Origin of the sequence: Phaeovulum sp. (genome assembly GCF_047638075.1) — a bacterium.
Lineage (GTDB): Bacteria > Pseudomonadota > Alphaproteobacteria > Rhodobacterales > Rhodobacteraceae > UBA6197.
Genome location: NZ_JBLJBV010000036.1, coordinates 22,427 through 48,866, shown reverse-complemented (window position 1 = coordinate 48,866; position 26,440 = coordinate 22,427). Strand labels below are relative to the sequence as shown.

The 26,440-nt window shown below is 60.0% G+C and carries 22 protein-coding genes and 1 tRNA gene; 19 read left to right on the top strand and 4 right to left on the bottom strand.

Translation table 11 applies throughout. The annotated features are described in order from the left end of the window. Nucleotide 1 precedes the first annotated feature (1 nt). From ACM62R_RS05470 to dacB, 3 genes are read left to right on the top strand one after another with little or no spacing between them, the layout of a single operon-like run. Nucleotides 2–1,120 (top strand): diguanylate cyclase domain-containing protein, encoded by a 1,119-nt coding sequence (locus ACM62R_RS05470; RefSeq protein ID WP_415183079.1) that lies wholly within the window; start codon nucleotides 2–4, stop codon nucleotides 1,118–1,120. A 58-nt stretch (nucleotides 1,121–1,178) separates the two neighbouring features. Beyond that, nucleotides 1,179–1,787, top strand: a complete 609-nt coding sequence (locus ACM62R_RS05465) for a nicotinate-nucleotide adenylyltransferase (RefSeq protein ID WP_415183049.1) — start codon at nucleotides 1,179–1,181, stop codon at nucleotides 1,785–1,787. Between the two features lie 49 nt (nucleotides 1,788–1,836). Beyond that, nucleotides 1,837–3,333 (top strand): D-alanyl-D-alanine carboxypeptidase/D-alanyl-D-alanine-endopeptidase, encoded by a 1,497-nt coding sequence (gene dacB / locus ACM62R_RS05460; protein ID WP_415183048.1) that lies wholly within the window; start codon nucleotides 1,837–1,839, stop codon nucleotides 3,331–3,333. Nucleotides 3,334–3,342: 9 nt separating this feature from the next. On the opposite strand, the gene ACM62R_RS05455 is transcribed toward dacB, so the two are convergent. Next, nucleotides 3,343–3,765: a tellurite resistance TerB family protein gene (locus ACM62R_RS05455; protein ID WP_415183047.1), complete on the bottom strand. Its 423-nt coding sequence runs from the start codon at nucleotides 3,763–3,765 to the stop codon at nucleotides 3,343–3,345. Between the two features lie 107 nt (nucleotides 3,766–3,872). Between ACM62R_RS05455 and ACM62R_RS05450 the strand changes: the two genes are divergently transcribed. The 11 genes from ACM62R_RS05450 (at nucleotide 3,873) to ACM62R_RS05400 (ending at nucleotide 19,851) form a co-directional block, all read left to right on the top strand. Beyond that, entirely contained in the window at nucleotides 3,873–5,453 is a 1,581-nt protein-coding gene (locus tag ACM62R_RS05450; protein ID WP_415183046.1) for a lysine--tRNA ligase, read from the top strand. 248 nt (nucleotides 5,454–5,701) lie between these two features. Continuing rightward, nucleotides 5,702–7,993 carry a glycosyl hydrolase family 28-related protein gene (locus ACM62R_RS05445; protein WP_415183045.1) on the top strand — a complete coding sequence of 764 codons (2,292 nt, stop codon included), beginning with the start codon at nucleotides 5,702–5,704 and terminating at the stop codon, nucleotides 7,991–7,993. 126 nt (nucleotides 7,994–8,119) lie between these two features. Beyond that, nucleotides 8,120–9,799, top strand: a complete 1,680-nt coding sequence (locus tag ACM62R_RS05440; protein ID WP_415183044.1) for a SulP family inorganic anion transporter — start codon at nucleotides 8,120–8,122, stop codon at nucleotides 9,797–9,799. A 351-nt stretch (nucleotides 9,800–10,150) separates the two neighbouring features. Next, complete coding sequence (gene acs, locus ACM62R_RS05435) at nucleotides 10,151–12,085, top strand: acetate--CoA ligase (protein WP_415183078.1); 1,935 nt, start codon at nucleotides 10,151–10,153, stop codon at nucleotides 12,083–12,085. 15 nt (nucleotides 12,086–12,100) lie between these two features. Beyond that, complete coding sequence (locus tag ACM62R_RS05430; RefSeq protein ID WP_415183077.1) at nucleotides 12,101–12,787, top strand: adenylate kinase; 687 nt, start codon at nucleotides 12,101–12,103, stop codon at nucleotides 12,785–12,787. Nucleotides 12,788–12,848: 61 nt separating this feature from the next. Then, the gene (locus ACM62R_RS05425; protein WP_415183043.1) at nucleotides 12,849–13,106 is read left to right on the top strand and encodes a DUF4212 domain-containing protein; all 258 of its coding nucleotides are present in this window, start codon (nucleotides 12,849–12,851) and stop codon (nucleotides 13,104–13,106) included. Between the two features lie 15 nt (nucleotides 13,107–13,121). Next, nucleotides 13,122–14,882: a sodium:solute symporter family protein gene (locus ACM62R_RS05420; RefSeq protein ID WP_415183042.1), complete on the top strand. Its 1,761-nt coding sequence runs from the start codon at nucleotides 13,122–13,124 to the stop codon at nucleotides 14,880–14,882. Between the two features lie 90 nt (nucleotides 14,883–14,972). Further along, the gene (locus ACM62R_RS05415) at nucleotides 14,973–16,796 is read left to right on the top strand and encodes a DUF294 nucleotidyltransferase-like domain-containing protein (RefSeq protein WP_415183041.1); all 1,824 of its coding nucleotides are present in this window, start codon (nucleotides 14,973–14,975) and stop codon (nucleotides 16,794–16,796) included. A gap of 29 nt (nucleotides 16,797–16,825) precedes the next feature. After that, entirely contained in the window at nucleotides 16,826–17,347 is a 522-nt protein-coding gene (locus ACM62R_RS05410; protein WP_415183040.1) for a hypothetical protein, read from the top strand. Between the two features lie 3 nt (nucleotides 17,348–17,350). Further along, the gene (locus ACM62R_RS05405; RefSeq protein WP_415183039.1) at nucleotides 17,351–17,758 is read left to right on the top strand and encodes a response regulator transcription factor; all 408 of its coding nucleotides are present in this window, start codon (nucleotides 17,351–17,353) and stop codon (nucleotides 17,756–17,758) included. After that, the gene (locus ACM62R_RS05400) at nucleotides 17,755–19,851 is read left to right on the top strand and encodes an exonuclease domain-containing protein (protein ID WP_415183038.1); all 2,097 of its coding nucleotides are present in this window, start codon (nucleotides 17,755–17,757) and stop codon (nucleotides 19,849–19,851) included. The genes ACM62R_RS05405 and ACM62R_RS05400 overlap by 4 nt, the downstream gene beginning before the upstream one ends. 85 nt (nucleotides 19,852–19,936) lie before the next feature. Here the strand turns inward: ACM62R_RS05400 and ACM62R_RS05395 are convergent, their stop codons facing one another. The 3 genes from ACM62R_RS05395 to ACM62R_RS05385 all read right to left on the bottom strand — a co-directional run bounded on the left by ACM62R_RS05395 (nucleotide 19,937) and on the right by ACM62R_RS05385 (nucleotide 21,660). After that, the gene (locus ACM62R_RS05395; RefSeq protein ID WP_415183037.1) at nucleotides 19,937–20,035 is read right to left on the bottom strand and encodes an ArsC/Spx/MgsR family protein; all 99 of its coding nucleotides are present in this window, start codon (nucleotides 20,033–20,035) and stop codon (nucleotides 19,937–19,939) included. A 231-nt stretch (nucleotides 20,036–20,266) separates the two neighbouring features. After that, the gene (locus ACM62R_RS05390) at nucleotides 20,267–21,325 is read right to left on the bottom strand and encodes a quinone-dependent dihydroorotate dehydrogenase (protein ID WP_415183036.1); all 1,059 of its coding nucleotides are present in this window, start codon (nucleotides 21,323–21,325) and stop codon (nucleotides 20,267–20,269) included. Then, nucleotides 21,322–21,660: a DUF952 domain-containing protein gene (locus ACM62R_RS05385; RefSeq protein WP_415183035.1), complete on the bottom strand. Its 339-nt coding sequence runs from the start codon at nucleotides 21,658–21,660 to the stop codon at nucleotides 21,322–21,324. Before ACM62R_RS05385 ends, ACM62R_RS05390 begins: the two co-directional genes overlap by 4 nt. A 159-nt stretch (nucleotides 21,661–21,819) precedes the next feature. On the opposite strand from ACM62R_RS05385, the gene ACM62R_RS05380 reads away from it, so the two are divergent. From ACM62R_RS05380 to ACM62R_RS05360, 5 genes are all read left to right on the top strand, one after another. Further along, nucleotides 21,820–23,340, top strand: coding sequence for a bifunctional metallophosphatase/5'-nucleotidase (locus ACM62R_RS05380; RefSeq protein ID WP_415183034.1), 1,521 nt, complete (start codon nucleotides 21,820–21,822; stop codon nucleotides 23,338–23,340). Between the two features lie 91 nt (nucleotides 23,341–23,431). Next, a tRNA-Gly gene (locus tag ACM62R_RS05375) sits at nucleotides 23,432–23,505 on the top strand. Nucleotides 23,506–23,938: 433 nt separating this feature from the next. Then, nucleotides 23,939–24,568 (top strand): ATP-dependent Clp protease proteolytic subunit, encoded by a 630-nt coding sequence (locus ACM62R_RS05370; RefSeq protein ID WP_415183033.1) that lies wholly within the window; start codon nucleotides 23,939–23,941, stop codon nucleotides 24,566–24,568. Nucleotides 24,569–24,694: 126 nt separating this feature from the next. Then, nucleotides 24,695–25,960 (top strand): ATP-dependent Clp protease ATP-binding subunit ClpX, encoded by a 1,266-nt coding sequence (gene clpX / locus ACM62R_RS05365; RefSeq protein ID WP_415183032.1) that lies wholly within the window; start codon nucleotides 24,695–24,697, stop codon nucleotides 25,958–25,960. Nucleotides 25,961–26,062: 102 nt separating this feature from the next. After that, a complete protein-coding gene (locus ACM62R_RS05360; RefSeq protein ID WP_415183031.1) occupies nucleotides 26,063–26,437 on the top strand; it encodes an NADH:ubiquinone oxidoreductase subunit NDUFA12 in 375 nt (124 codons plus the stop codon). Nucleotides 26,438–26,440: the final 3 nt, after the last annotated feature.

The window sequence follows — 26,440 nt, the reverse complement described above, 5'->3', positions numbered from 1 at the left end:
AATGCTGCCAACCCAAAGCGGTATAATGATGTCGGCAACGGCAATCGGGCAACTGATGCCGTTGTGCCTGTGGGTAAGCGGTGAGGGGGATATTCGCGCCGCAGGTCCGACGATGACCAAACTGATGGGCATGGCCGACCCAGTGGGCCAAAAATTTACCGAGCACTTTGAATTGCGCAGCACTTGGCAGATGCGGGTCGGGCAAGTGCAGGCAGTTCAAGACATGGTGGGGCGGCGATTGAACTTGGCTTTGCAACGCGATGCGGCAACGCTGTTGCGCGGCATTGGAGTCCCTGCTGAGTCGGGGGGGGTGTTCATGAACCTTTCCTTTGGCGTCGGCCTTGCCGAAGCCGTGCGAAAATATGAACTGACCAATGCCGATTTCGCAGCTAGCGATCTGGCGATGGAATTATTGTATCTGCAAGAGGCGAAAGCGGCGGTGATGGGGGAATGGCGCGCCCTGAATGAGCGGTTGCAAGTTGCACATCGTGCGGTTGAGGCGCAGGCGATGACCGATCCGTTGACCGGATTGGCCAACCGGCGGGCTTTTGACAGCGCCTTGCAGATGGCTATTGACCAGATCGCGCGTGACGGGCCCGAGTTCGCGCTTGCGCATCTGGATCTGGATCGCTTCAAGGCGGTCAATGACACGCTGGGGCATGCCGCGGGCGACCGCGTCCTGACGCTGGTTGCCAAGGTCTTATTGGATGAAACCCGGCGTGGGGATCTGGTGGCGCGTATCGGTGGTGATGAATTCGTGCTGATTTTGCGAGGCCCCAATTCGTCTGACAGGCTGGACGCGTTGGGCGAGCGTATCATCGCGAGGTTGGAGAATAGTTGCACCCTGGCCGATCGGCAAACCGGGGTTTCAGCCAGCATAGGGATGGTGATGTCGACTAGTTATGCAGCACCCGATCCGCAAACGATGCTGGCGGATGCGGATGCGGCGCTTTATGCCTCCAAGCGGCTTGGCAGGGCGCGCTGCACTATTGTGTATAAAACGCCAGCTCGGGTGAAAAACCGTGCGGCGTATCTGGATGAAAAAGGCCCTCCAGGCACGGTTCCGGCCGGGGCTGCGCCAACATTTCCCGCAACCGGAGAGCCATTGGCAAGGAGTTGATGGAGCGTATAAAATTTCCTCTCCCCAATGCCGGGGCGATCCGCTAGGGCTGGGCGGTATGAGACAGGGTTTTCCTATTGCGTTGCCGGGCATGACGATCGGTTTGTTGGGGGGGTCGTTCGACCCCGCCCATGAGGGACATGCGATGATCACCCGTGAGGCGCTAAAGCGCTTTGGGTTGGATCGGGTCTGGTGGTTGGTTAGCCCCGGTAATCCGTTGAAAGCCCACGGCCCCGCGCCTCTTAGAGAACGGATTGCCAGTGCCCGTGCGGTGATGACCGATCCGCGCGTTGTCATTACCGGGGTCGAGGCCGAACTGGGCACCCGCTACACTACGCAAACGTTGGAACGCCTGATCCGGCTTTACCCCGGCGTGCGGTTTGTCTGGTTGATGGGGGCGGACAATCTGGTGCAGTTTCACCGCTGGGACAGGTGGCAAAAGATCCTGCGGATGGTGCCGGTTGGTATTTTGGCGCGACCGGGGATGCGGATAGCGGCACGACGATCAAAAGCGGCAAGTATATTCGCAGGCGCGCGGCTATCTGCAGAACAGGCACCGCTATTACCCGGTCGACCGCCACCGGCGTGGTGTTTTGTGAATGTGCCGATGCTGGATCTGTCATCATCATCAATCCGGGCGCGGGGCGACTGGCGTGGTAAAGCTTGATCAAGGCGGGCGTGACGGGCTAAACGGGAATGATGTTGGCGGGGGCGGCATGAGATATTCCAGGCGTCTGATTTTGGGGTGGCTGATGGCCGGGGCGGCCGATCTGGCCCATGCGCAAGCGCCCGGTAGTTCGCCCCGTCCGCTGGCGCGGGTGAATCGGGCGGGCCCGGCCAAAGGGGCGATGACCAAGGGTGCATCGGTTTCAACCGCGTCAGCCGAGGATCTGATTGCCGCAGCCAAGCTGGGCGGAGAGGTGGCCTATCTGGTCGCAGATGCCGCGACGGGCCTTGTGTTGGAAGCGCGGGGCGGTGACCGGGCGATGCCCCCGGCAAGTACGGCCAAAACCATCACCTCGCTTTATGCGCTGGACCGCCTGGGGCCCGGTTACCGCTTTCGAACGCGGTTGATTGCGACGGGGCCAATTTCGAACGGTAAAATCCAGGGTGATCTGGTGTTGGCGGGGGGCGGCGATCCAACGCTTGGCACCGACCAATTGGCAGAGATGGCGGCGGCAGTGGCTGCGCGGGGCGTGACGGGTGTATCCGGCGGGTTTCTGGTCTGGGGCGGCGCGTTGCCCTATGCGCATGAGATTGCGTCTGATCAGCCTGTTCATGTGGGATATAACCCTGCCGTCTCGGGGATCATCCTCAATTATAACAGGGTGCATTTTGAGTGGCGCCGTGCGGGGGCTGGCTATCGGCTGGCGATGGATGCACGGGGCGCGCGATTTCAGCCGGCGGTTTACACCTCGGACGTCAGCCTGGCCAACCGGGATCGACCCGTGTTCAGCTATTCGGAAAAAGCGGGCAAGGAACACTGGACGGTCGCCAGCGCGGCCCTCGGCAAGGGCGGAAGCCGTTGGCTACCGGTGCGCCACCCTGAGCTTTATGCCGGCGATGTGTTTCAGACGCTGGCCCGTGCGCAGGGGATGGTGCTGCCCGCGCCAAAGGTGGTGGCCAATCTGCCCGGCGGCACGGTTTTGGTGGAAAAGACCAGCGATGATCTGCGCAGCGTTTTGCGCGACATGTTGCGGTATTCGACCAATATCACTGCTGAGGCTGTGGGGCAGACCGCGTCGGCGGCCGAGGGCACTGGTGGCGCGTCGGCACGTTCGATGAGTGAGTGGCTACGGACGCGCGCAGGTGCCAGTGGTGCACGGTTTGTTGACCATTCGGGGCTGGGTGCCGCGTCGCGGATATCGCCACGCGACATGGTAGGGGCGTTGGCTGGGCTGGGGAAGACGGCGGGGCTGCGCGGTATCTTGCGCCATATTGCCCTGCGTGACGCCAAGGGCAAAGAGGTGCGGAACCATCCGATCCGCGTGGATGCCAAGACGGGAACGCTGAATTTCGTGTCCACGCTGGCGGGCTATATGACGGCACCCGACGGCACAGAGTTGGTCTTTGCGATTTTCACGGGGGATGTGGCGCGCCGACAGGCTTTGGCGCGCGCCGAGGCGCCCGAGGGCACGGCGGCATGGGTTCGGCGCTCAAAGCGGCTGCAACAGCAACTGATTGAGCGCTGGGCGGCGATTTACGGGCACTGACGGACCGATTTAGAGCGTCAGGTGCCGTGCCCTTGCGCCCCGTTCAATCGCAGCGGCGTGAAGGCGGTCCACGTTCAATTCGTGCCGGATTTCCTCTAGCAGGCGAAGCTCGGTCTGGCGCAGGGTGCCATCGGCGGCGGCAACGTCGCAGGCCAGCGCATAGGCGGTTTCAAAAAGCCGCTCTGGCAGGCTGTCGCGGATCAGGCCGAAGAGGGCGTCAAGGCCGTCTTCCTCTTCCAGAAGGGCGTAGACGATGGCAGCGACGCCGCTGATCTGGTCGATGTCATAGGTGGCAAAGATCGGCATGTGGTTGACCATGCGTTCAATGGCGATCAACTCGACGGTGCGCACGGATTCATCAGACACCGAAACGGTGACCATAACGGCGACAAGCGCGTCTTGCGGCGAAAGAGAGGGCAGACTGTCGGTCACGGTGGCCATCCTGAAAATTGTGTTCGAGCGCAAATTATTGACGATCGCACGCTCATTCAATAGGTGGAACGCGATGGGCGCAAGAGGCGCCTGCTATGAGGTGTGATATGACGACGCTCCGCGATGCTGCGATGAACTCCAAAGCCTGGCCTTTTGAGGAAGCACGTCGCGTGTTGAAACGCTACGAAAAGGTGCCGCCGGAAAAGGGCTATGTGCTGTTTGAGACCGGCTATGGCCCCAGCGGGCTGCCCCATATCGGCACCTTTGGCGAGGTGGCACGCACCACAATGGTGCGCCGCGCGTTCGAGCTTATTTCCGATATCCCCACGAAACTGCTGTGTTTTTCGGATGATATGGACGGGATGCGCAAGGTTCCCGAAAATGTGCCGAACCAGGAAATGCTGCGCGATCATATGCAAAAGCCGCTGACCGCCGTGCCTGACCCGTTTGGCGAGCATGCCAGTTTTGGCGATCATAACAACGCGATGCTGCGGCGGTTTTTGGACACGTTCGGCTTTGACTATGAATTTGCCAGCGCGACGGAATACTACAAATCGGGCAAAATGGACGCGATCTTGCTGCGCGCTGCCGAACGCTATGACGATATCATGAAGATCATGCTGGCGTCGCTGCGCGAAGAGCGTCAGCAGACCTATAGCTGTTTTCTTCCTATCAGCCCAAAAACCGGCAAGGTGCTTTATGTGCCGCTGACCAATGTGGACGCAAAGGCCGGCACGATCAGCTATGTCGACGAGGATGGTGATGAAGTCACCGTTTCGGTCACGGGCGGCAATGTGAAGTTGCAGTGGAAGCCCGATTTTGGCGCACGCTGGGCGGCGCTGGGCGTTGATTTTGAGATGTACGGCAAGGACCATTCGACCAATACGCCGATCTATGACGGGATCTGCGAGGTTCTGGGCGGGCGCGCGCCCGAGCATTTCACCTACGAGCTGTTTTTGGACCAGAATGGCGAAAAGATTTCAAAGTCCAAGGGTAACGGGCTGTCGATTGATGAGTGGCTGACCTATGCATCGACTGAATCCCTTAGCTATTTCATGTACCTGAAGCCGAAAACCGCCAAGCGGATGTATTTCGATGTGATCCCGAAGGCGGTGGACGAATATCACCAGCAGCTACGGGCCTACCACGGGCAGGATGCGGCGGCGCAACTTAATAACCCGGTGTGGCATATCCACGGCGGGGACGTTCCGCAAAGCCATATGGTGGTGCCGTTTGCGATGCTGCTGAATCTGGCCTCGGTTTCGGGGGCGGTCGACAAGGCCGGGCTTTGGGGCTTTATCAAGCGGTATGCGCCCGACGCCAGCCCCGAGGCAAACCCGGATCTGGATCAGGCGGCAGAATTTGCGGTGCGCTATTTCCGGGACTTTGTCGCCCCGACGCGGGTGTTCCGTCTGCCAAGCGATCAAGAACGCGGCGCGCTCGCAGATCTGGCGGCACGGCTGAAAGGCTGGGATGGCGGGCTGGACGCAGAGGCATTGCAAACCATGGTATTCGCGGTTGGCAACGACCATCGGTTCGACCCGCTGCGCGCCTGGTTCACGGCGCTTTATGAGGTGCTGCTGGGGGCCAGCCAGGGGCCGCGGTTTGGCGGGTTCATAGCGCTTTACGGGGTTGAAGAAACGGTCTCGCTGATCGAGCGGGCATTGGCGGCGGAACTGATCAGCTGATCTGACGGAGGCGTGCGCCAGCCTGCCCGAAACCGGTGTGTAAACGCCGGGTCGGGCAGGCAGCGCGCGGTCCGGTTAAGACTGCTTTAGGATTGCCTGTTAGCAATCGTGAGGCCGGGGCATGGTGCGCCCGGCACCCCCAGCATGAGAAAACCCCTGTTGCGGTCTTTCGCCCGTGGCGCGTTTTCGCGCCTGCGAACCTGTGGTGGGGGGCTGGGTTGGCCGGAACACGCGAAGGGGAACCCGAGATGAACAAGGCGATTACCGATGGGCTGGTCTTGACGCCGCCCGCTTTTGAGTTTGGCCTGGATGCCTGGTCAAGTGAGGATGGCACGGCAGGATCGAACACCTACCAAGGGGCGGCGAATGCGGCACTGGTCACGGCGGATCAGGATTTTGGATCCTGCCTTGAGATGGTCAAGACCAGCAATACCCAAAAGCTGCGTGCCATGGCGGAAACACCGATCCTGCCGGGGTGTTATCTGCGGGTAACCGCGCGGCTCAAGGCGGTCAGCGGCAATCTGCCCTCAGTGGCAATTGCCGGCTATGCGGCGCAGGCCAATGGCAGCCATGTGAACGGGTTGGTCGAAGCGACGGCGGCAGTCGCGCTGACCAGCTACGGCAAAGTGGTGACGATCAGCGCGATCATTGGCACCGGTGCGCGCGGCGGGGTGGACATGGTTTGGGGGCGAAGCCCGGTTTACGGCCACTTTGGGCTGAATCTGACCGGCCCGAATGGTGGCGTCGTTCGCATTGATGATATCGAGATTGAAGATATCACCGATGCCTTCCTGCGCGATATGATGGACTGGGTCGATGTGCGCGATTTTGGCGCGGTGGGCGATGGTGTCACCGATGACAGGGCCGCGTTTGCGGCGGCCGATGATGCCGCTGCGGGGCGCTATATTCTGGTGTCGGCGGGTAGTTTTCTTATTGGCGCAAGCCTGACGATAGCGGCACCTATCCGGTTCGAGGGCAGTCTGGTGATGCCAACGGCGGCAAAGCTTTTGCTGCTGTCGAGCTATGATTTTCCGACCTATGCCGATGCGTTCGGGGATGAGATGGCGGGCTTCAAGAAGGCGCTTCAGGCGCTGTTTGCCTACACGGACCATAACACGCTGGATCTTAAGGGGCGCCGCGTGGAGGTAAGCGAACCCATTGATGTGCGCGCTTTGGCCCCGGATGTGGCCGCGTTTTCAAACCGACGGGTAATTGCCAACGGGCAGTTCAACGTGATCGGCGGGCCCGCGTGGGATACTGTCGTTGTCACGTCGCAGGCAAGCTATTCGACGGGGCAGCCGACGACGCTGACCGCGGTTGCCAATATCGCCAATATTGCGGTGGGCGCGCGGGTGTCGGGCACCGGTGTCGGGCGCGAGGTCTATGTGAAGGCGGTCAACGTCGGGGCGTCGAGCCTGACACTGTCGCAGCCGCTTTATGGGGGGGCGGGAACGCGGACGTTTACCTTTACCCGCTATAAATACATTCTGGATTTTTCGGGGATGGCGCAACTGGACCGTTTTCATATCGAGAACGTCGAGTTTCTGTGCAACCACACGGCAAGCTGCATCATGCTGGCGCCGGAAGGGCAGATGTTTCAACTACGCGACAGCTATGTCACGCATCCCAAGGATCGGGCGATCACGTCGATAGGGTGGGGCTGTCAAGATCTTTCGATTGATGGATGCCAGTTCCTGTCAAGTGAAATGCAGGTGCCTGCGCAAGACCGCACCAGCATCGCGCTGAACGTCAACGCCAATGATGTAAAGATCCGCACGAATCGGTTTGTACGATTCGGCCACACCATGGTCATGGGCGGTTCGGGGCATCTGATTGTGGGAAACCATTGGTTTCAGGGGGATGATGAAAACAACGGGGTGCGGGTTGCGGGGCTGGTGTTGGCACAGACCAATGTACAATCGGCTGTTACCGGCAACTATATCGACAATTCGGTGATTGAGTGGACCAACGAATATGCACCCAGTCCCGATTATAACAACGAATACTCTTTTGGCGGGCTGACTGTTACCGGTAATACGTTCATCAGCCTGAATTCGGCGCCATGGTTTGCATGGTTCTCGGTCAAGCCTTATGGCGCGGGGCACTTCATCCACGGGCTGAATGTTTCGTGTAACGTGTTCAAGGCCGTAAACGGTGTTATTGACCGGCCCGAACGCGTGGACACGAGCTTTGCCGATCTGGACTATGGTCGGATGCGCAACATCTTGATGGAAGGTAATATTTTTAACGGAGTTGCACAGGTCGTCAGCAACCCGGCCTTTTTGCAGTACGATCAGTCCACAGCGCAAAATGTATGGTCGATTGATCTGGCGGCCTATCTTCCTTTTAACGGCTGGGCCCGAAATGTGGAAAGCGTTGTGGCTGAAGGGATGATCAGCAACACGGCGGGTGCGCGCGTCAGTGAAATGCCCTTTGTGACGGTTGAGCAGGGCAGCCGCAGTAACCAGATTCAGTTGAACTGGTCGCAAATGGCCAAGGGGCGGGTGCATGTGCGGGTGCGAATGGATAACCCCAACTGAACTGGTTCCTACGGTTTGACGATAAGCGGGCGCCCCGGTGCCCGCTTTATCAATCTGTGTCGGGGTGGGTTGACAATTTCGATTGTGAGGAAGAAGCATCACCGAACAAACGAGATTGCCCTCCAGATGACTCCTGCATCACCCATTGCGCGCGTTTCATGGCGCGAAGAATTCATTCCCAAGTCTTTGACGGTGCTGCGCGAAGGCTACAGCCTGCGCTTTCTTCAGGCTGATGCATTGGCGGGGTTGACGGTGGCAATCGTTGCGCTGCCCTTGTCGATGGCAATCGCGATCGCGTCGGGTGTCGGGCCCGAGCGCGGGCTTTTCACGGCGATCGTCGGCGGTTTTCTGGTGTCACTGCTGGGCGGATCGCGGTTTCAGGTCGGCGGGCCGGCTGGCGCCTTTATCATCTTGATCGCGGCATGCGTGATGCAGACGGGCTTTTCCGGGTTGGCATTGGCTACCTTTCTGTCCGGTTTCATGCTGGTCGCGTTGGGGTTGCTTCGATTGGGCAGTTACATTCGTTTTATTCCCTATCCGGTGACGGTCGGGTTTACTGCTGGGATCGGGGTCATCATTTTTGCGAGCCAGATCAAGGACCTTTTCGGGCTGACATTGACCGGCCCCGAACCGGGCGCATTTATTGCCAAACTTGAAACGATGTGGCACGCAAGAGACAGTTTTACACCGGCGGCGTTGGCGGTGACTGTGGGCACGATCGTGCTGATCGAGGCGATCAAACGGTTCTTGCCGCGCTTGCCCGGGATGTTGATCGGGGTGACGGTTGCGGCGATTGTGGCCGCGCTGTTGGGTTTACCGGTTGAGACAATACATTCCAGATTTGGTGATTTGCCGCGCATCTTGCCTGCCCCCGCCCTGCCTCATCTTTCGATGGACGCGATCACCGAGGCGCTACCTTGGGCGATCAGCTTTACGCTGCTGGGCGCGATTGAATCGCTGTTGTCAGCGATTGTGGCCGATGGGATGACGGGCAACCAACATCGCTCGAATGCGGAGCTGGTGGCGCAGGGGGTGGCCAATATCGGCTCGGCGTTGTTTGGCGGGTTCTGCGTGACCGGCACCATTGCCCGCACTGCAACCAATGTGCGCGCAGGATCGCACGGTCCCGTATCAGGGATGCTGCATGCGCTGTTCGTGTTGGCGTTCATGATGGTTGCGGCGCCGTTGGCTGGTTACATCCCATTGGCTGCTTTGGCCGGGGTGCTGGCCATCGTTGCCTGGAACATGATTGAAAAGGACGAATTCAAGGCGCTTATGCGGTCTTCGCGTGGGGATGCGATGGTGCTGCTGGTGACGTTTGCATTGGTGGTTTTCCGCGACCTGACCGAGGGTATAATCGTCGGTTTTGCGCTGGGGGGCCTCGTGTTCATCCGCCACATGTCCGAGATGACCCGAATTGAGGCGCATAGCCCGGCCGAGGGTGAAATGCCACCTGATCCGCAGGGGCGTGATGTGGTGGTGTATCGGTTGCGTGGGGCGATGTTCTTTGGCGCGGTTGCGCGCTTGGGGACGGTTCTGGACCGGATCGCACAGCGTCCGCGGGCGGTCGTGGTTGATTTTTCGAACGTGCCACTGGTTGACAGCACCGGGGCACGAATGGTTGTGACGCTGGCGCAAAAGATGCGTCGCCGCGGCGCACAGCTATATGTGACTGGCGCCGCTATTGAAATTCGCCGGGCGTTGCATGCTCAGGGTTTGCACGAACCCCTGGCCCTTTTCCTGCCCGATGTCGCCACGGCGGTTGCTACAGTTACCCCCGATTCCGACGAATCGCCCAAGGGCTGATCGAAAGCACAGTTATCTTTATTTTGTGTGTGTACATGCACTCCGCTTGCCGGAGGCGCTTGAATTTTACGCATCTTCACCGCCTCGTGAACAGCCAACAGCTTGAAATAAAATATCAATAATGCTGGCTAAAAACTAAGATTAACAAAGTTAACGCTATCAATGTGAATAACTTTACAAAATAATTCAATTAATAAAGGGGGTTACATAGAAAGGCTGAATGGGTTTACATTGACCTTGGGTTAATTGTCCTTGGCTGTGGTCAAGGTGCGGGAGCGGCCTTTGTGCCGACAGATATCCAAGGAGGATGCCATTATGGCCGTTCAGGAACAGTCAGTCGTAGCGCCGGTGATGCGGGACATTCCCGCGGGCTTTGAAAACGCCCATGCCGATACCGCCAAATATAACGCGATGTATGCAGAATCGATCAGCGACCCTGATACGTTCTGGGGTCGCGAAGGGCAGCGGCTGGAGTGGATCAAGCCTTACACAAAGGTCAAGGACACAGATTTTACCTATGGCAAGGTTTCAATCAAATGGTTTGAAGACGGCGTCCTGAATGCCTCGGTGAACTGCGTCGATCGCCACCTGAAAGATCGCGCATTGCAAACCGCGATCATTTTCGAACCGGATGATCCGGCCACCCCGGCCAAGCACATCACCTACCGCGAACTGTCCCGCAAGGTGAACCAGATGGCCAACGTGCTGCTTAGCCAGGGCGTGATGCGCGGGGACCGGGTGGTGATTTACCTGCCGATGATCCCCGAAGCCGCCTATGCGATGCTGGCTTGTGCGCGGATCGGCGCTATCCACTCGATCGTGTTTGCCGGATTTTCGCCCGATGCGCTGGCCAACCGGATCAATGATTGCGGCGCCAAGCTGGTGATCACCGCTGATACGGCCCCGCGCGGTGGGCGCCGGACCCAGTTGAAGGCCAACACCGATGTCGCCCTGCTGCATTGTTCTGACAAGGTGCGCTGTCTTGTGGTGAAGCACACCGGCGAGCAGACCTCTTGGGTGAATGGTCGCGATGTCGATGTTCTGGCGTTGATGGAGCAGGTCAGCCCTGAATGCCCGCCCCGTCCGATGGGGGCAGAAGACCCGCTGTTCATCCTTTACACATCCGGATCGACCGGCAAGCCAAAGGGTGTGGTGCATACCACCGGCGGTTATCTTGTCTATGCTGCGATGACCCACCAATACACGTTCGACTATCAAGATGGCGATGTGTTCTGGTGCACGGCCGATGTGGGTTGGGTCACGGGGCACAGCTATATCATCTATGGCCCGCTTGCCAATGGTGCGACGACAATCATGTTTGAGGGCGTGCCGACCTTTCCCGATGCCGGCCGTTTCTGGGAAGTTTGCGAAAAGCACAAGGTGACCCAGTTTTACACCGCGCCTACCGCGCTGCGTTCGCTTATGGGAATGGGCAGTGAGTGGGTTCACAAATATGATCTCTCAAGCCTGCGCGTGCTGGGCTCGGTCGGTGAGCCGATCAACCCCGAAGCCTGGGTCTGGTATGACAAACATGTCGGCAAGGGCAAATGCCCCATCGTCGACACCTTCTGGCAGACTGAAACCGGCGGCCATATGCTGACCCCGCTGCCGGGTGCCACGCCCACAAAGCCCGGTTCGGCCACCAACCCGTTCTTTGGCGTCAAACCTGTGGTGCTGGATCCGCAAACTGGCCGCCGTATTGGCGAAACCGAAGCCGAAGGGGTGCTGTGCATCTCGGATAGCTGGCCGGGCCAGATGCGCACGCTTTGGGGCGATCATGAGCGCTTTCAGGAAGCCTATTTCTCGCAGTATCGCGGATATTACTTTACCGGTGACGGCTGCCGCCGCGATCAGGATGGCTATTACTGGATCACCGGCCGCGTCGATGACGTGATCAACGTGTCGGGCCACCGGATGGGCACCGCCGAGGTCGAATCCGCGCTGGTTGCGCATGTCAAAGTGGCCGAGGCCGCCGTGGTGGGCTATCCGCACGACATCAAGGGGCAGGGCATCTACGCCTATGTGACGTTGATGAACGACGAAGAGCCCTCCGAGGATCTGCGCAAAGAGTTGGTCAAATGGGTCCGCACCGAGATTGGGCCGATTGCCTCGCCTGATCTGATCCAATGGGCGCCGGGCCTGCCGAAAACCCGCTCGGGCAAGATCATGCGCCGCATCCTGCGCAAGATTGCCGAAAACGATTTTGGCGCCCTGGGTGATATTTCGACCCTCGCTGATCCATCGGTGGTGGATGAACTGATCAACAACCGCATGAACCGGAACTGAGTGGTGGCGGCGATGATGGAAAACACCGTAAAAACCGCCCCCGCCGTCTTGATCCTGCTTGGCCCTCCGGGGGCAGGCAAGGGCACACAGGCGCGCAAACTGGAACAGGACTTTGGCCTGATCCAGCTATCCACCGGCGATCTTTTGCGCGCTGCCGTGGCGGCGGGCACGGACGCAGGCCGGGCCGCCAAGGCAGTGATGGAGGCGGGCGGGCTGGTCAGCGATGACATCGTGCTGGCGATCCTCAAGGACCGTCTGGCAGAGCCCGATGTGGCGCGCGGTATCATTCTGGATGGCTTTCCGCGCACCGACGGGCAGGCGGCGGCGCTGGATGCGCTGTTGGCCGAGGCCGGTCAGCGCGTCACGGCGGCGATCAGCCTTGAGGTGGACGACGAGGCGATGGTCAACCGCGTCGCTGGCCGCTTTACCTGCGGCACCTGCGGCGAAGGCTATCATGACGAATTCAAGCGGCCCGCGGTTGCGGGCACTTGCGACAAATGCGGCGGCACAACATTCAAGCGGCGTGCCGACGACAATGCCGACACGGCGCGGGAACGGCTGAAGGCCTACCACGCCCAAACGGCGCCGCTGATTGCGCATTATGACGGTTTGGGTGTTCTGGAAACGATCGACGCGATGGGTGACATCGACGAGATCGCTACCGGATTGGGCCAGATCGTCGCGCGGGTCTCGGCGGTTTGACGGGGAGGGGCAGCGCCCGCGTGGGGCTGCCTTGGTGATAACAAAAATGGGAGTTACGCAAATGGCGGACAAATCATCGTCCAACGCCTACTGGAGAGCGAACATCCGGATGATCCAGCTGTTTCTGGTAATCTGGTTTCTCGTGTCCTTTGGCTTTGGCATCCTTCTGCGTCCGATGCTGTCGGGCATTGCTGTGGGTGGTACGGATCTGGGCTTTTGGTTTGCCCAGCAAGGCTCAATCCTCGTGTTTCTGGTTCTGATCTTTGTTTATGCCTGGCGCATGAACCGGTTGGACAAAGAACACGGCGTGGAAGAATAAAGGAGCGTCGGGACAATGGATCAATTTACCCTCAACCTGCTGGTGGTGGGCGCGACCTTCGTGCTTTACTTCGGCATCGCGATCTGGGCCCGCGCGGGCTCCACATCCGAGTTTTATGCCGCTGGCCGGGGTGTTCACCCTGTGCTGAACGGCATGGCAACCGGCGCGGACTGGATGTCTGCCGCCTCGTTCATCTCGATGGCGGGCATCATTGCTGCCGGCGGGTATGATACCTCGGCCTATCTCATGGGCTGGACCGGCGGCTATGTGCTGCTGGCGATGCTTCTTGCGCCTTACCTGCGCAAGTTCGGCAAGTTTACCGTGCCGGAATTCATCGGGGACCGTTTTTACAGCCCGACCGCGCGCCTTGTGGCCGTGGTCTGTCTGATCATCGCCTCCGTCACCTATGTTATCGGTCAGATGACCGGTGTTGGCGTGGCCTTTTCGCGCTTTCTTGAGGTCAAGGTTTCGACCGGCCTTTATATCGGTGCGGCGGTGGTGTTTGCCTACGCGGTTCTGGGCGGTATGAAGGGCATCACCTACACGCAGGTTGCGCAATACGTCGTGCTGATCCTGGCCTATACGATCCCGGCTGTGTTCATCTCGCTTGAGTTGACGGATACCTTGTTGCCGCCGTTGGGCCTTTTCTCCGAGCATACGGCATCGGGAATGCCGCTTTTGGCGAAACTGGATGCGGTGGTTACCGATCTGGGCTTTTCCAAATACACCGGCCACACCGACACCATGCTGAACCTGTTCCTGTTCACCATGTCGTTGATGATCGGCACGGCTGGTCTGCCGCACGTTATCGTTCGCTTCTTCACCGTTCCGACGGTGGCTGACGCGCGGTGGTCGGCTGGCTGGGCGTTGGTGTTCATCGCGCTGCTTTATCTTGTCGCTCCGGCGGTGGGTGCGATGGCCCGTCTGAACCTGATCTCGAACATCTATCCAAGTGGCACCTCTGAGGCGCCGATTGCTTATGATGCGCGTCCCGATTGGATGAAGAACTGGGAAACCACCGGGCTTTTGGTGTTCGAAGACAAGAACGGTGATGGCCTGATCCAGTACTACAACGACAAATCCAAGGATGAGAAATTCGCGGCCGAAGGTTGGGCCGGGAACGAGTTGACCGTGAACAACGACATCATGGTGCTGGCCAACCCGGAAATCGCAAGACTTCCAAGCTGGGTGATCGCGCTGGTTGCCGCGGGTGGTATCGCAGCGGCGCTGTCGACGGCGGCGGGTCTGCTGCTGGCCATTTCCTCGGCTATCAGTCACGACCTGATCAAGGGGCAGCTGAATCCGAATATCTCGGAAAAGGGCGAATTGCTGGCCGCGCGTATCTCGATGGCTGTTGCCATTGCGGTTGCAACCTACCTTGGCCTGAACCCGCCGGGCTTTGCGGCGCAGACGGTGGCCCTGGCGTTCGGTATCGCCGCCGCCTCGATCTTCCCGGCGCTGATGATGGGGATCTTCTCGAAACGCATCAACAACAAGGGTGCGGTTGCAGGGATGATCTGTGGTCTGGGCATCACCCTTGTCTACATCTTCCTGCATAAGGGCTGGTTCTTCATCCCCGATACCAACAGCTTTACGGATGCCGATCCGCTGCTGTTGTCGATCAAGTCGACGTCGTTCGGGGCCGTGGGTGCGCTGATCAACTTTGCCGTCGCCTATGTGGTGTCGAGCGCGACCGATGAGCCGCCGGTCGAAGTTCAGGAACTGGTAGAGTCTATCCGTGTTCCGAAAGGCGCGGGGACGGCCACCGCTCACTAAAAAGGTGTCGGGCGGCAGGATAACCTGCCGCCCGCGCGCAAAATCCAAGGCAGCACCCCGCCGGGGCGTGTGCCACACGAGGAGCGAACGATGGAACCGGACCTTCAGTCTTTGATCGGATTTCTGGAAACCGTTCACCCCTATGACAGTCTGCCGCGTGACGAACTGGCGCGCGTAGCCGGCGCCATTCGGCGCAAGACCATTCCCGCCGAAACCCTCATCTATGAAATTGACGAGCCCCTTGGCGGAATCTTCGTGATCCAGGAAGGTGGCGTCGAGGTGTTGGACCGCAACGGCGCGCTGGTATCACTGCTGTCGCACCGAAATTCCTTTGGCGAACGCGGGATGGCCCGCGACGGGTTGGCCGCAACCACTGTACGCACCAAGCAAGACAGTATTGTCTTGATGCTGCCAGCGTCCGAATTTCATCGCCTGATACATGATTTTCCCTCATTTGAGCGTTTTTTCAACCGTGGGCGGGGTCACGACCCGCGCAGCAATGAGATTGTCACACTGAAAGTGGCAGATCTGATTGCCCGCAAGCCAGTCACCTGCCAGCCTGACACCTCGGTGGCCGAGGCCGCCCGGATCATGCGTGATGCCCATATCTCCAGCCTTGGGGTGACCGCAGACGGCACGCTTAAAGGCATTTTGACGGTGCGCGACCTGTCCAACAAGGTGCTGGCCGAAGGTCGCGATCCGGCGATCCCGGTCAGCGCAGTGATGACGCCGGATCCCGTGTCCCTTCCGTTGACGGCGCTGGGGTCTGATGTGTTGCATCTGATGCTGGAGCGCCGGATCGGCCATTTGCCGATTGTCGATCAGGGTCGCTTTGCCGGGATGGTCACCCAGACCGACCTGACCCGTTTTCAGGCCGTCAGCACCGCTGTCCTGATCCGCGATATCGCGGGTGCTGAAACCGTCGCGGATATGGCCACGGCCACGGGGCAGATCCCCCGCCTGCTGGTACAGTTGGTCGGCGGAAATCACGGCCATGAGGTAGTCACCCGCCTGATCACCGACATTGCCGATGCCGTTACTCGGCGCCTGTTGGCAATGGCCGAGGCGCAGCTGGGCCCGGCGCCGGTGCCCTATCTTTGGTTGGCGTGCGGTTCTCAGGGGCGGCAGGAACAGACCGGCGTTTCAGATCAGGACAACTGTCTGATCCTTGATGACGCGGTAAGAGATGGCGACATGGCCTATTTCAAGGCGCTGGCCAAGATCGTGTCTGATGGGTTGCATCAGTGTGGCTATGTCTATTGCCCCGGCGATATGATGGCCACGGCAGACCGCTGGTGTCAGCCGCAGCATGTCTGGCGCGATTATTTCCGCCGCTGGATCGCGACCCCCAACCCCGAGGCGCAGATGCTGGCCTCGGTGATGTTTGATCTGCGCGCGATCGGTGGAACCGCCAGCCTCTATCAGGATATTCAGGCGGAAACGCTTGAGAATGCCTCAAGAAATTCGATCTTCGTGGCGCATATGGTGGTCAACAGCCTGAAACACACGCCACCGCTGGGGCTGATCCGCGGCTTTGCGACCATACGGTCGGGCGAATACCGTAACCATATCGACATGAAGCACAACGGCGTGGTGCCGGTCGCGGATCTGGCGCGGATCTATGCGTTGCAAGGCCGCCTTAGCGCAATCAACACCCGCGCCCGGCTGACCGGCGCCGAAGATGCGGCCGTGATTTCCCCCTCGGGGGCGCGCGATCTGATCGAGGCCTATGATCTGATTGCCCGGATGCGGCTGGAAAACCAGGCGCATTTGATAAGGTCAAACCGCAAACCCGATAACTTTTTGTCACCGACGGACCTTTCTGATTTTGAGCGTAGCCACCTGCGTGACGCCTTTGTGGTGGTGCGTACGATGCAATCAGCACTGGGTCACGGCAAAGGAGCAATGAGCTGATATGAGGCCGGATATCTGGAAGGAACTGAATGTCGATTGATCTGATCTCGATGCTGGCGGCAGGCGTTTTGACGGCCTGTATCGTTTTTGCCGCCAACCATCTTAGCGGCAAACGGCTGCCCAGGTGGCTGATGCCCGCTGCGGTCGGGGTGGTCATGCTGGGTTTTTCGATCTGGAACGAGTATTCGTGGTTTTCACGGGTCAAGGCGCAACTGCCTGAAACGGTTACGATTGTGCGCACCATTGAAAGCAGTCAGGCGTACCGGCCCTGGACCTATCTTGCACCGATCACGCTGCGGTTCATGGCCGTCGATAGCGCGGTCACGATCCGCTCAACCACGGTTCCGGGTCTGGTCGCGGCCGAGGTGATGCTGGTGCAGCGCTATGTGCCCACAACCCGCGTGCCGGTGGCCTTTGACTGCAACAAGGGGCTGCGGGCTGACCTGCTTGAGGGGGCGGAGCTGACACCGGATGGAACCCTGAGTGGGGCTGTCTGGCTACCGGTCGGGTTAAATGACGATGTCCTGAAGGCCGCCTGTTTGGGAGGATGAACAATGGGAGACGGGGATACGAAACACCGCGTCCTGATCGTGGAAGACGAAGACAACATCGCCATCGCGCTGGATTTTCTGATGACGCGTGAAGGCTATATCCATGACCGGATTGCCAATGGCGGTGAGGCGCTGGCGCAAATACGGGCAACGCAACCTGATCTGGTGCTGCTGGATGTCATGCTGCCCGAGGTGTCGGGGTATGAAATCTGCCAAGAGGTTCGCGCCGACAGATCACTTGATGGGGTCAAGATTTTGATGATGACCGCGCGCGGCTCTGCGATGGAGCGGCGCAAGGGGCTGGCCTTGGGCGCCGATGGGTTCATCGCCAAGCCTTTTGAGCTGAAAGAGCTGCGCGCCGAGGTAAAGCGCCTGCTGGATGTGCCGGACGAACCGGGCGGCGTGGCATGATGGAACGCTTCGGCCTTCGACTGCGGGTATTCTTGTTCTTTGCAGCGCTTGCCGCGGGGAATATCGGCGCGCTGGGGGCTGGGTTGTATTTTGGCTATCATCGGCTGAACGATCCGTCGGCACTCAATGCCTTTGTGATTGGGGGGGCGGTGGCAGGGTTTGCCATTTTCGGGCTGATTACCTGGGTGTGGTTCTTGTTTGATGAAAATGTCGCCAAACCTATCGAGCGGCTGGCAGGGGGGATGCGTGCGCGCACCCATGCCGATGTTGCCGTCGCCATTGATGAAAAGCCCGCGCGCTATCTGGGGGATCTGGCCCCGGCGGCGGTGGCGGTAACGCAGCATCTGGCGGAAACGCGTTCAGCTTTGGCAGAATCCGTGATGCGTGAAACCACGCGTCTGGCGGCGGAAAAAGAGCGTCTGGAAACCCTTTTGTCGGATGTGCCAGTGGGGGTGCTTTTGTGTACGCCTGACCATCAGCTGGTGTTTTACAACGGGCAGGCGGTGGATCTTTTGGGCGGGCTGGATGCCGCGCATGCGCCGGGGCTGGATCGGCGGGTGTTTGATTATCTGCACAAGGCGCCGGTGGCGCATGCCTATGCGCGCCTATTGGAAACCGATGATGTGGACGCGGCATCGGACCTTTTATGCGCTACGGTGGGTGATGCCAAGATCCTTGCCGCGCGGATGCGGCTGCTATCGGAGGCGTCAGACGGGCGGGCGGGCGCGCGCCCCGGCTATGTGCTGACGCTGCGCGATGTGACGGGCGATCTGTCGGCCCATTCCGCCCGCGAGGCGATGATGGAAGAGATGTTCGACCGTATCCGCCGCCCCGCCGCCAACCTGCAAACGGTGATTGGCGTGTTGTCGGAACAAGACGACGCGGCCGTGCCCGCCGCGATGGGCCACGCGATGCTGGCCGAGGTTACGGGCCTAGCCCGCGCCGTCACCGAACTTTCCGCCCGCTATGATGCCGCCCGCGCGGATTGGTGGCCGCTGTCGATGGTAAGATCGCTGGACCTGACCGAGGCCGTGCGTGCGCGCGCAGGCGCCGAAGGGGTGGACGTTGGCGCAACCGCGCAGCCGCTGATCCTGCGTTGCGACGGTTTTGAGGTGGTCGCGCTGCTGGCGGCGCTGGCCGTGCGGTTGAAACCGGGGCGTGACGATCTGCAGATCGAGATTGCCGAAGACGGGCCGGGTGCGTTGATAACCCTGTCCTGGGTGGGGGCGGCGTTGTCGATCACGGACCTTGAACATTGGCTGGACGCGCCGCTGGAGGTTGGCATGGCCGATGTGACCGGGCACCGGGTTCTGACGACCCATGCCACTGAAATCTGGCCCGAATCCGGCGCCGGCGGGCGCCACCGGGTTGCGATGCCGCTGCGCGAGGCGCGCCGATCCGTCAAGCGGCCGGCGCCGGTCACCCGCGCGGTGGTCTATGATTTTGACCTGCTATCCAAGGCGCGCAACGCCGAAGTGGCCGACGCGCGTCTGGAAGACCTGACCTATGTGGTGTTCGACACCGAGACGACGGGGCTTTTGCCATCCGAGGGTGACGAGATCGTGCAGATTGCGGCCGTGCGGATCGTCAACGGGCGGCGGGTAGAAAAAGAGGTTTTCGACACGCTGGTCAACCCCAAACGGCGGATACCCGCCAGCTCGACCGAGGTGCATGGGATCTCGGAGGCGATGGTCGAAGGGGCGCCCGATATTGCCGAAGTGGGCCGCCGGTTCCATAAATTCGCTGAAGGGGCGGTGCTGATCGCGCATAACGCGCCCTTCGATATGGAGTTTCTGCGCCGGAAAGAGGCGGTGATCGGGCTGGGCTTCGACCACCCGATTCTGGATACGGTCCTGCTGTCGGCGGTGGTGTTTGGGCAAAGCGAAACGCACAGTCTTGATGCGCTGGCGCACCGGCTGGGGATCACCATCCCCGAAGAGGCGCGCCACACTGCCATTGGCGACACGGTGGCCACAGCGGATGCGTTCCTGAAGCTGCTGCCCGCGCTGAAGGCACGGGGGCTGGTAACGTTTGGCGACGTGCTGGCCGAGGTGCGCAAGCATGGCCGGTTGCTGAAGGATCTGAACGGCTGAGCGGGTGGCCAGGCAGGGGGGCTGTCTGCCCCCCACGCCGCTTTTTCAAAGCGGCTCCCCCCGAGAGTATTTTGCCAAAAAAAAGCTATTTGAGCAGACCGAGGACGGCTTCGGGAGGGCGGCCGAGGGCGGCGTGGGGGCCGTGCAGTACGAGCGGGCGTTCGATGAGGTGCGGGTTTCGCAACCATGGCGGCGATCAGGCTGTCATCGGGGGCGTTTCGGGGCAGGGTTGCGGGTGCGTCTTTCCAGCGAATCAGAATTTGGGCCGGTTGGTTGAGGGCGGCGACGGCGCTGCGCAGCTCAGCCGCTGTGGGCGGGTCTTGCAGGTAAAGCCGGATGATGGGCGCGAGGCCCCGGCTTTCCAGCAGCGCCAGTGTCTTGCGCGAGGTCGAGCAGCGCGGGTTGTGCCAGATCGTCAGGTCCATGTGCCGCGCCCCGTTCCGACCGCCTCTTGCACCGAGGTAAAACCATCTCGCGCCAAAAGCGCATCAAGCCCGCGCGCGATATCGGCGGCAAGTGACAGACCGCCGTAGACCAACGCGGTGTAAAGTTGCACGGCGCTGGCACCGGCGCGGATTTTTTCATAGGCCTGATCGGCGGTGCCGATCCCGCCGACGCCGATCAACGGCACCTGTCCGGCTGTGAGCTGCGAAAGCTGCGCCAGTATGCGGGTGGACTTTTCAAACAATGGCGCGCCCGAAAGCCCGCCTGATTGGCTTTTATGAGCAGATTTCAGACCATCGCGCGACAGGGTGGTGTTTGTGGCGATGACCCCGTCGATCCGGGCGGCAAGGGCCACTTCGGCCAGATCTTCGAGCTCGGGCGGGGTCAGATCGGGCGCGATTTTGAGGAAGATCGGGATTGGACGGGGGAGGGTGGCGCGCACGGCCAGCACCCCTTGAAGCAGGGCGGCGAGGGCGGCTTTGCCTTGCAGGTCGCGCAGCCTTTCGGTGTTGGGCGATGAGACGTTGACGGTGGCAAAGTCGGCATGTGGGCCAGCGACGGCCAGCACGGTGGCAAAGTCGGCGGCGCGGTCGCTGCTGTCTTTGTTGGCGCCAAGGTTGAGCCCGACGGGGATACCCTTGGGCCGGGTGGCCATACGTGCGGCGATTGCGTCAGCCCCCTCATTGTTGAAGCCGAAGCGGTTGATCGCGGCGCGGTCCTCGGTCAGGCGAAACAGCCTTGGGCGGGGGTTGCCGGGTTGCGGGCGGGGCGTGGCGGCGCCCAGTTCGATGAAGCCAAAACCTGCACGCATCAGCGCCGCAACTGCGGTGGCGTTCTTGTCAAAGCCCGCAGCAAGGCCGATGGGATTTGGCAGGCTCAGCCCCGCGAGCGTGGTGGCCAGCCGGGGCGAGGTGACCGGCCCGGCCAGCGGCACGAGCCCCGCCCGCAAGGCGCGGATCGAGAGCCCGTGCGCGGTTTCGGGGTCGAGGCGGTGCAATGCGGCAAGGCCCGCGCGCTCGATCAGTTTCACAGTGGTCCCTCGGGGAAGATATGGCCGGTGGCGCCCAGCGGCAGAGATTTATCCCAGACCACATCGGACAGCGCCAGCGGACGGTAAAGATGCGGAAACAGTGCCCCGCCGCGTGACGGTTCCCATTTCAGATCGGCGCCCAGGGCAGCCGGGTCGCAAGCGACCAGAACCAGATCGGACTGGCCGTTGAAATGGCGCGCGGCGGTTTCCATCACCTGCGCCCCGGTCGAGAAATGGATGAACCTGTCGGCTAGATCAACGGGTGCGCCCAAGGTCTGACCTTTGGCGCGAAGAGCATCCCATTCGGGGCGGCGGAATATCTTGTAAATCAGCATCTGCCTGACATGCACCGGGACTGTTGGGGGGTCAATGGGGTGTATTCGGGGGGGGATGCATCCGCGCGGCATCATCCAAGGGCGGCGATCAAGGCTTTGACAGAAGCCCCCCGCGGCGCAATGATCGGTTGAGGGACCGCCATAACAAGGAGAGCGACGATGCTTACCCCGATCTGCCGCCTTGCTGCGCTGTTTTTGGGGGCGGGCGTATGTGCGCCCGTGGCCCTGACCCCGGCCTTTGCCGAAACGGTCAAGCTGACCATCCTTGGCGTTGGCGATGTTTATAACTTTGCCGAAGAGGATGGGCGCGGCGGCTTTGCCCGGTTGAATGCCGTGGCCCGGGCCGAACGTGCGGCCAACCCCAATATGCTTTATGTATTTGACGGGGATATGCTGTCGCCCTCGATCCTGTCGGGGTTTGACAAGGGGCAAAATACCATTGATCTGACCAACCTCGTGCCGTTCGACATTGCCGTTCCGGGCAATCACGAGTTTGATTTCGGCCCTGAGAACTTTGCCGAAAAGATGGCGGCGTCGGCATACCCCTGGGCGGCGGTGAACATCACGAATGCGGATGGATCGGCGGTGCCGGGGCTTGGCGGGGTGATGATCAAGCAGATGGCCGGGCTGAAAATTGCGCTGGTACCGGTGGCGCAGGACACGACGCCCGAGGTGGCCAGCTCTGGCGATTTGAAGTTTCTGCCAACGGTCGAAACCGGCATTGCCGCTGCCAAGGCCGCGCGTGATGACGGGGCCGATCTGGTGATTGGCGTCGTGCAGACCGATCAGGCAAACGACAGTGAGCTGTTCCAGAGCCACGAGTTTGACGTGATCTTGTCAGGTGATGACCATTCCTATGCCACCGCCTATGACGGCATCACGGCCTATGTTGAAACGTCGATGGACGCGCGATACCTTTCACCTGTGGATCTGCATATCGAGATCGACGAAAAAGACGGCAAGCGCACGATCAGTTGGACGCCGATTTTCCGGTTTATCGACACGGCAAACGTAAGCCCGGATCCTGAAACGCTGGCGATGGTCAATGGCTTCAAGAACCAGTTGGATGAAAGCCTTAACCTGGAAATAGGCGTGACCGAAGTGCCGCTTGATTCGCGGCGCAACGTGGTGCGGGCAGAGGAAGCGGCCATTGGAAATCTGATTGCCGATGCGGTGCAAAAGGCGGCGGGGGCGGATGTTGCTATCATTGGGGGCGGCGGCATTCGCGCGGATCGGACCTATGATGCAGGCACCAAACTGACCCGCCGCGATATTTTGAATGAGCTTCCATTCGGCAATGTAACGGTGATGACCGAAATCCCCGGAAGCCAGGTTCTGGCGGCGCTGGAAAATGGCTTCAGCCAGGTTGAAAAGGGTGCCGGCCGGTTCCCGCAAGTTGCGGGGTTGACAGTGATTTATGACCCGTCGGCACCTGCCGGGGCGCGGGTGGTTTCCGTCGCGATTGGCGGCACAGCGCTGGAAATGGACCGGCTTTACCGGGTTGCCACCAATGACTACATGTTGGAGGGCGGCGATGGTTATGGCGCATTTGGTGGCGGCAAGGTGCTGATCAATGCGGGAAACGGCAATCTGATGGCCAATGATGTGATGCACTACGTCATGGCCACCGGTAAGGTTACCAGCACGGTTGAAGGCCGGATCAAGACGATCGGCCAATAATTACCGTATAGGCAGGGGCCCGGTGTTTGCGTGTTGCGGGCGGGCAAGGTATATTGCCTTTTGCCCGCCGGGCGGATTATACGGCGGGTGTGCGGGTGTAGCTCAATGGTAGAGCAGAAGATTTCCAATCTTACGACGAGGGTTCGATTCCCTTCACCCGCTCCACCCCGGTTTTACCTTGGATCAGCGCCGCATACCCTGGCCGTTTGCGCATGTTATAAGGTGCGAAAGTTTGCTCGCTGATCAACATTCCATGCAGGATTGATCATGATGGTTCGCGAATCAGGTCGGGCTTAGATCGGCGCGCCGTTTTTGGCTATGATGTTCAGATGGCTGGATGACCCCTTGCCGATGCCCGTCAGCGGGCAGGCCGCTGGGGGGGTGCGGCATAAAGCCAACATGCCTCACAAAAATGTTTCCCGGCACCTTCGGGCGTCGCATGGGCCTGCCTTTTGGAATGCGGTGTTGGTTGAATTAACCTTAAGCGCGCGCAGTCACGCCCGCGTTCCTGCCCTTGCAGCCCCCTGCGCGCGACACTAAGACTCGGGTAACGTTCTGGGGCTATGGAGTCCAAGAGACAGTGAAAGAGGCAGGCGCGATGAGAGACCCGATTGATCTTTACATGAACACCTTGGTGCCGATGGTCGTTGAACAGACCAGCCGTGGCGAACGCGCCTATGATATTTATTCGCGCCTGTTGAAAGAGCGGATCATTTTTCTGTCCGGCCCGGTGCATGATGGCATGTCGACACTGATCTGTGCGCAACTTTTGTTTTTGGAGGCGGAGAACCCGTCGAAAGAAATTGCCATGTATATCAATAGCCCCGGCGGTGTCGTGACCTCGGGTCTGTCGATCTATGACACGATGCAGTACATCCGGCCGAAGGTTTCGACGCTGGTCATCGGGCAGGCTGCGTCAATGGGCAGCTTGCTGCTGCAAGCCGGCGAAAAAGGGATGCGGTTTTCTTTGCCCAACAGCCGTGTGATGGTGCACCAGCCCTCGGGGGGGTATCAGGGGCAGGCAACTGACATCATGATTCACGCGCAAGAGACACAAAAACTGAAGAACCGGTTGAATGAAATCTACGTCAAACACACGGGGCAAGACCTAGCCACGGTTGAGGCCGCGCTGGAGCGTGACAATTTCATGTCTGCTGAGCAGGCCAAGGATTGGGGCCTGATTGACGAGATTTTGGAGAGCCGAACCAAGGTTGAATCGTCAGAATGATTCCGCGCCAGGCGGCGGGGTGAACATTTTGACATTGTGATGACAGTGGGGCTGCCCTAATCTTTAGGAAAGAGCAGTCCGACCAAGGCCCCGGTGGTAACGCCGGGCAAGCCACAGAGGGAAACCATGGCGAACAATTCCGGCTCCGATAGCAAGAACACGCTGTATTGCTCGTTCTGCGGCAAGAGCCAGCACGAGGTGCGCAAGCTTATCGCAGGCCCGACCGTGTTCATCTGTGATGAATGTGTCGAACTGTGCATGGACATCATCCGCGAAGAAACCAAATCTTCCGGGCTGAAAACGACTGATGGCGTGCCGACGCCCCGCGATATCTGCAAGGTGCTGGATGATTATGTGATCGGCCAGATACACGCCAAACGCGTGCTGTCGGTGGCGGTGCATAACCACTACAAGCGGCTCAATCATGGCTCGAAATCCGATATCGAGCTGGCGAAATCAAACATTCTGCTGATTGGCCCAACCGGTTGCGGTAAAACGCTGCTGGCCCAAACTCTGGCGCGGATTTTGGATGTTCCGTTCACCATGGCGGATGCGACCACGCTGACCGAGGCAGGTTATGTGGGGGAGGATGTCGAAAACATCATCCTTAAACTGCTTCAGGCCTCGGAATACAACGTCGAGAGGGCACAGCGCGGCATCGTTTATATCGACGAGGTCGACAAGATCACGCGCAAATCTGACAACCCGTCGATCACCCGCGACGTATCAGGCGAGGGCGTGCAACAGGCGCTTTTGAAGATCATGGAGGGTACTGTGGCATCGGTGCCACCGCAGGGCGGCCGTAAACACCCGCAGCAGGAATTCCTGCAGGTGGACACAACGAACATCCTGTTTATCTGTGGCGGCGCCTTTGCGGGGCTGGATCGGATCATCGCGCAGCGCGGTAAAGGGTCTGCCATCGGGTTTGGTGCAGACGTCAAAGACCCCGAATCGCGCGGCGTGGGTGAGCTGTTCATGGAGCTGGAGCCGGAAGACCTGTTGAAATTCGGATTGATTCCGGAATTCGTAGGGCGCTTGCCCGTGATCGCCACACTTACCGATCTGGATGAAGCGGCGTTGGTGACCATTCTGACAGAACCCAAGAACGCGCTGGTAAAGCAGTATCAGCGACTGTTTGATATTGAGGGCGTCAAGCTGACGTTCACCGAGGATGCGCTGACAGCGATCGCCCGGCGCGCGATCAAGCGTAAGACCGGTGCGCGTGGGTTGCGCTCGATCATGGAGGATATCTTGTTGGATACCATGTTCGAGCTTCCTGGCCTTGAGTCGGTGCAAGAGGTCGTGGTGAACGAAGAAGCCGTGGACTCGCCCGAAACAAAGCCGTTGCTGATACACTCAGACGCAAAGAAAGAGCCCAAATCTGCCGGATAAAGGAAGGCGGGGTCGCACCCGCCTTTTATGACCCGGTAAGGTGCTGGACCTTGCCTGCGCCTGCGCTATAAGGGGCCAACGATACCCTGCGGAGGATATAAGATGAAATTCCTGCTTCGCCTTTTGACTTGGTGGAACAGCCAGACCCTTGGCACCCAGATCTTCACCGCGCGCAAGGGCGTGAAAGTGGGTGAGGACGAGCAGGGTAACATCTATTATCAGACGCGCGATGCCAAACGCCGTTGGGTGATTTACAATGGCGAATGCCAGGCCAGCAGAATTTCGCCTGACTGGCATGGCTGGATCCATTTCACCTGGGATGAGCCACCGACCAAGATGCCGCTTGTCCGCAAGCCATGGGAATTGCCGCACAAGGAAAATCTGACCGGCACGTCTGGTGCCTATTTGCCGACCGGCACGTTGCGCAAGGCGGCCCCCGTGGCGCGGAGCGATTACGAGGCTTGGCAGCCGGAATAAGTC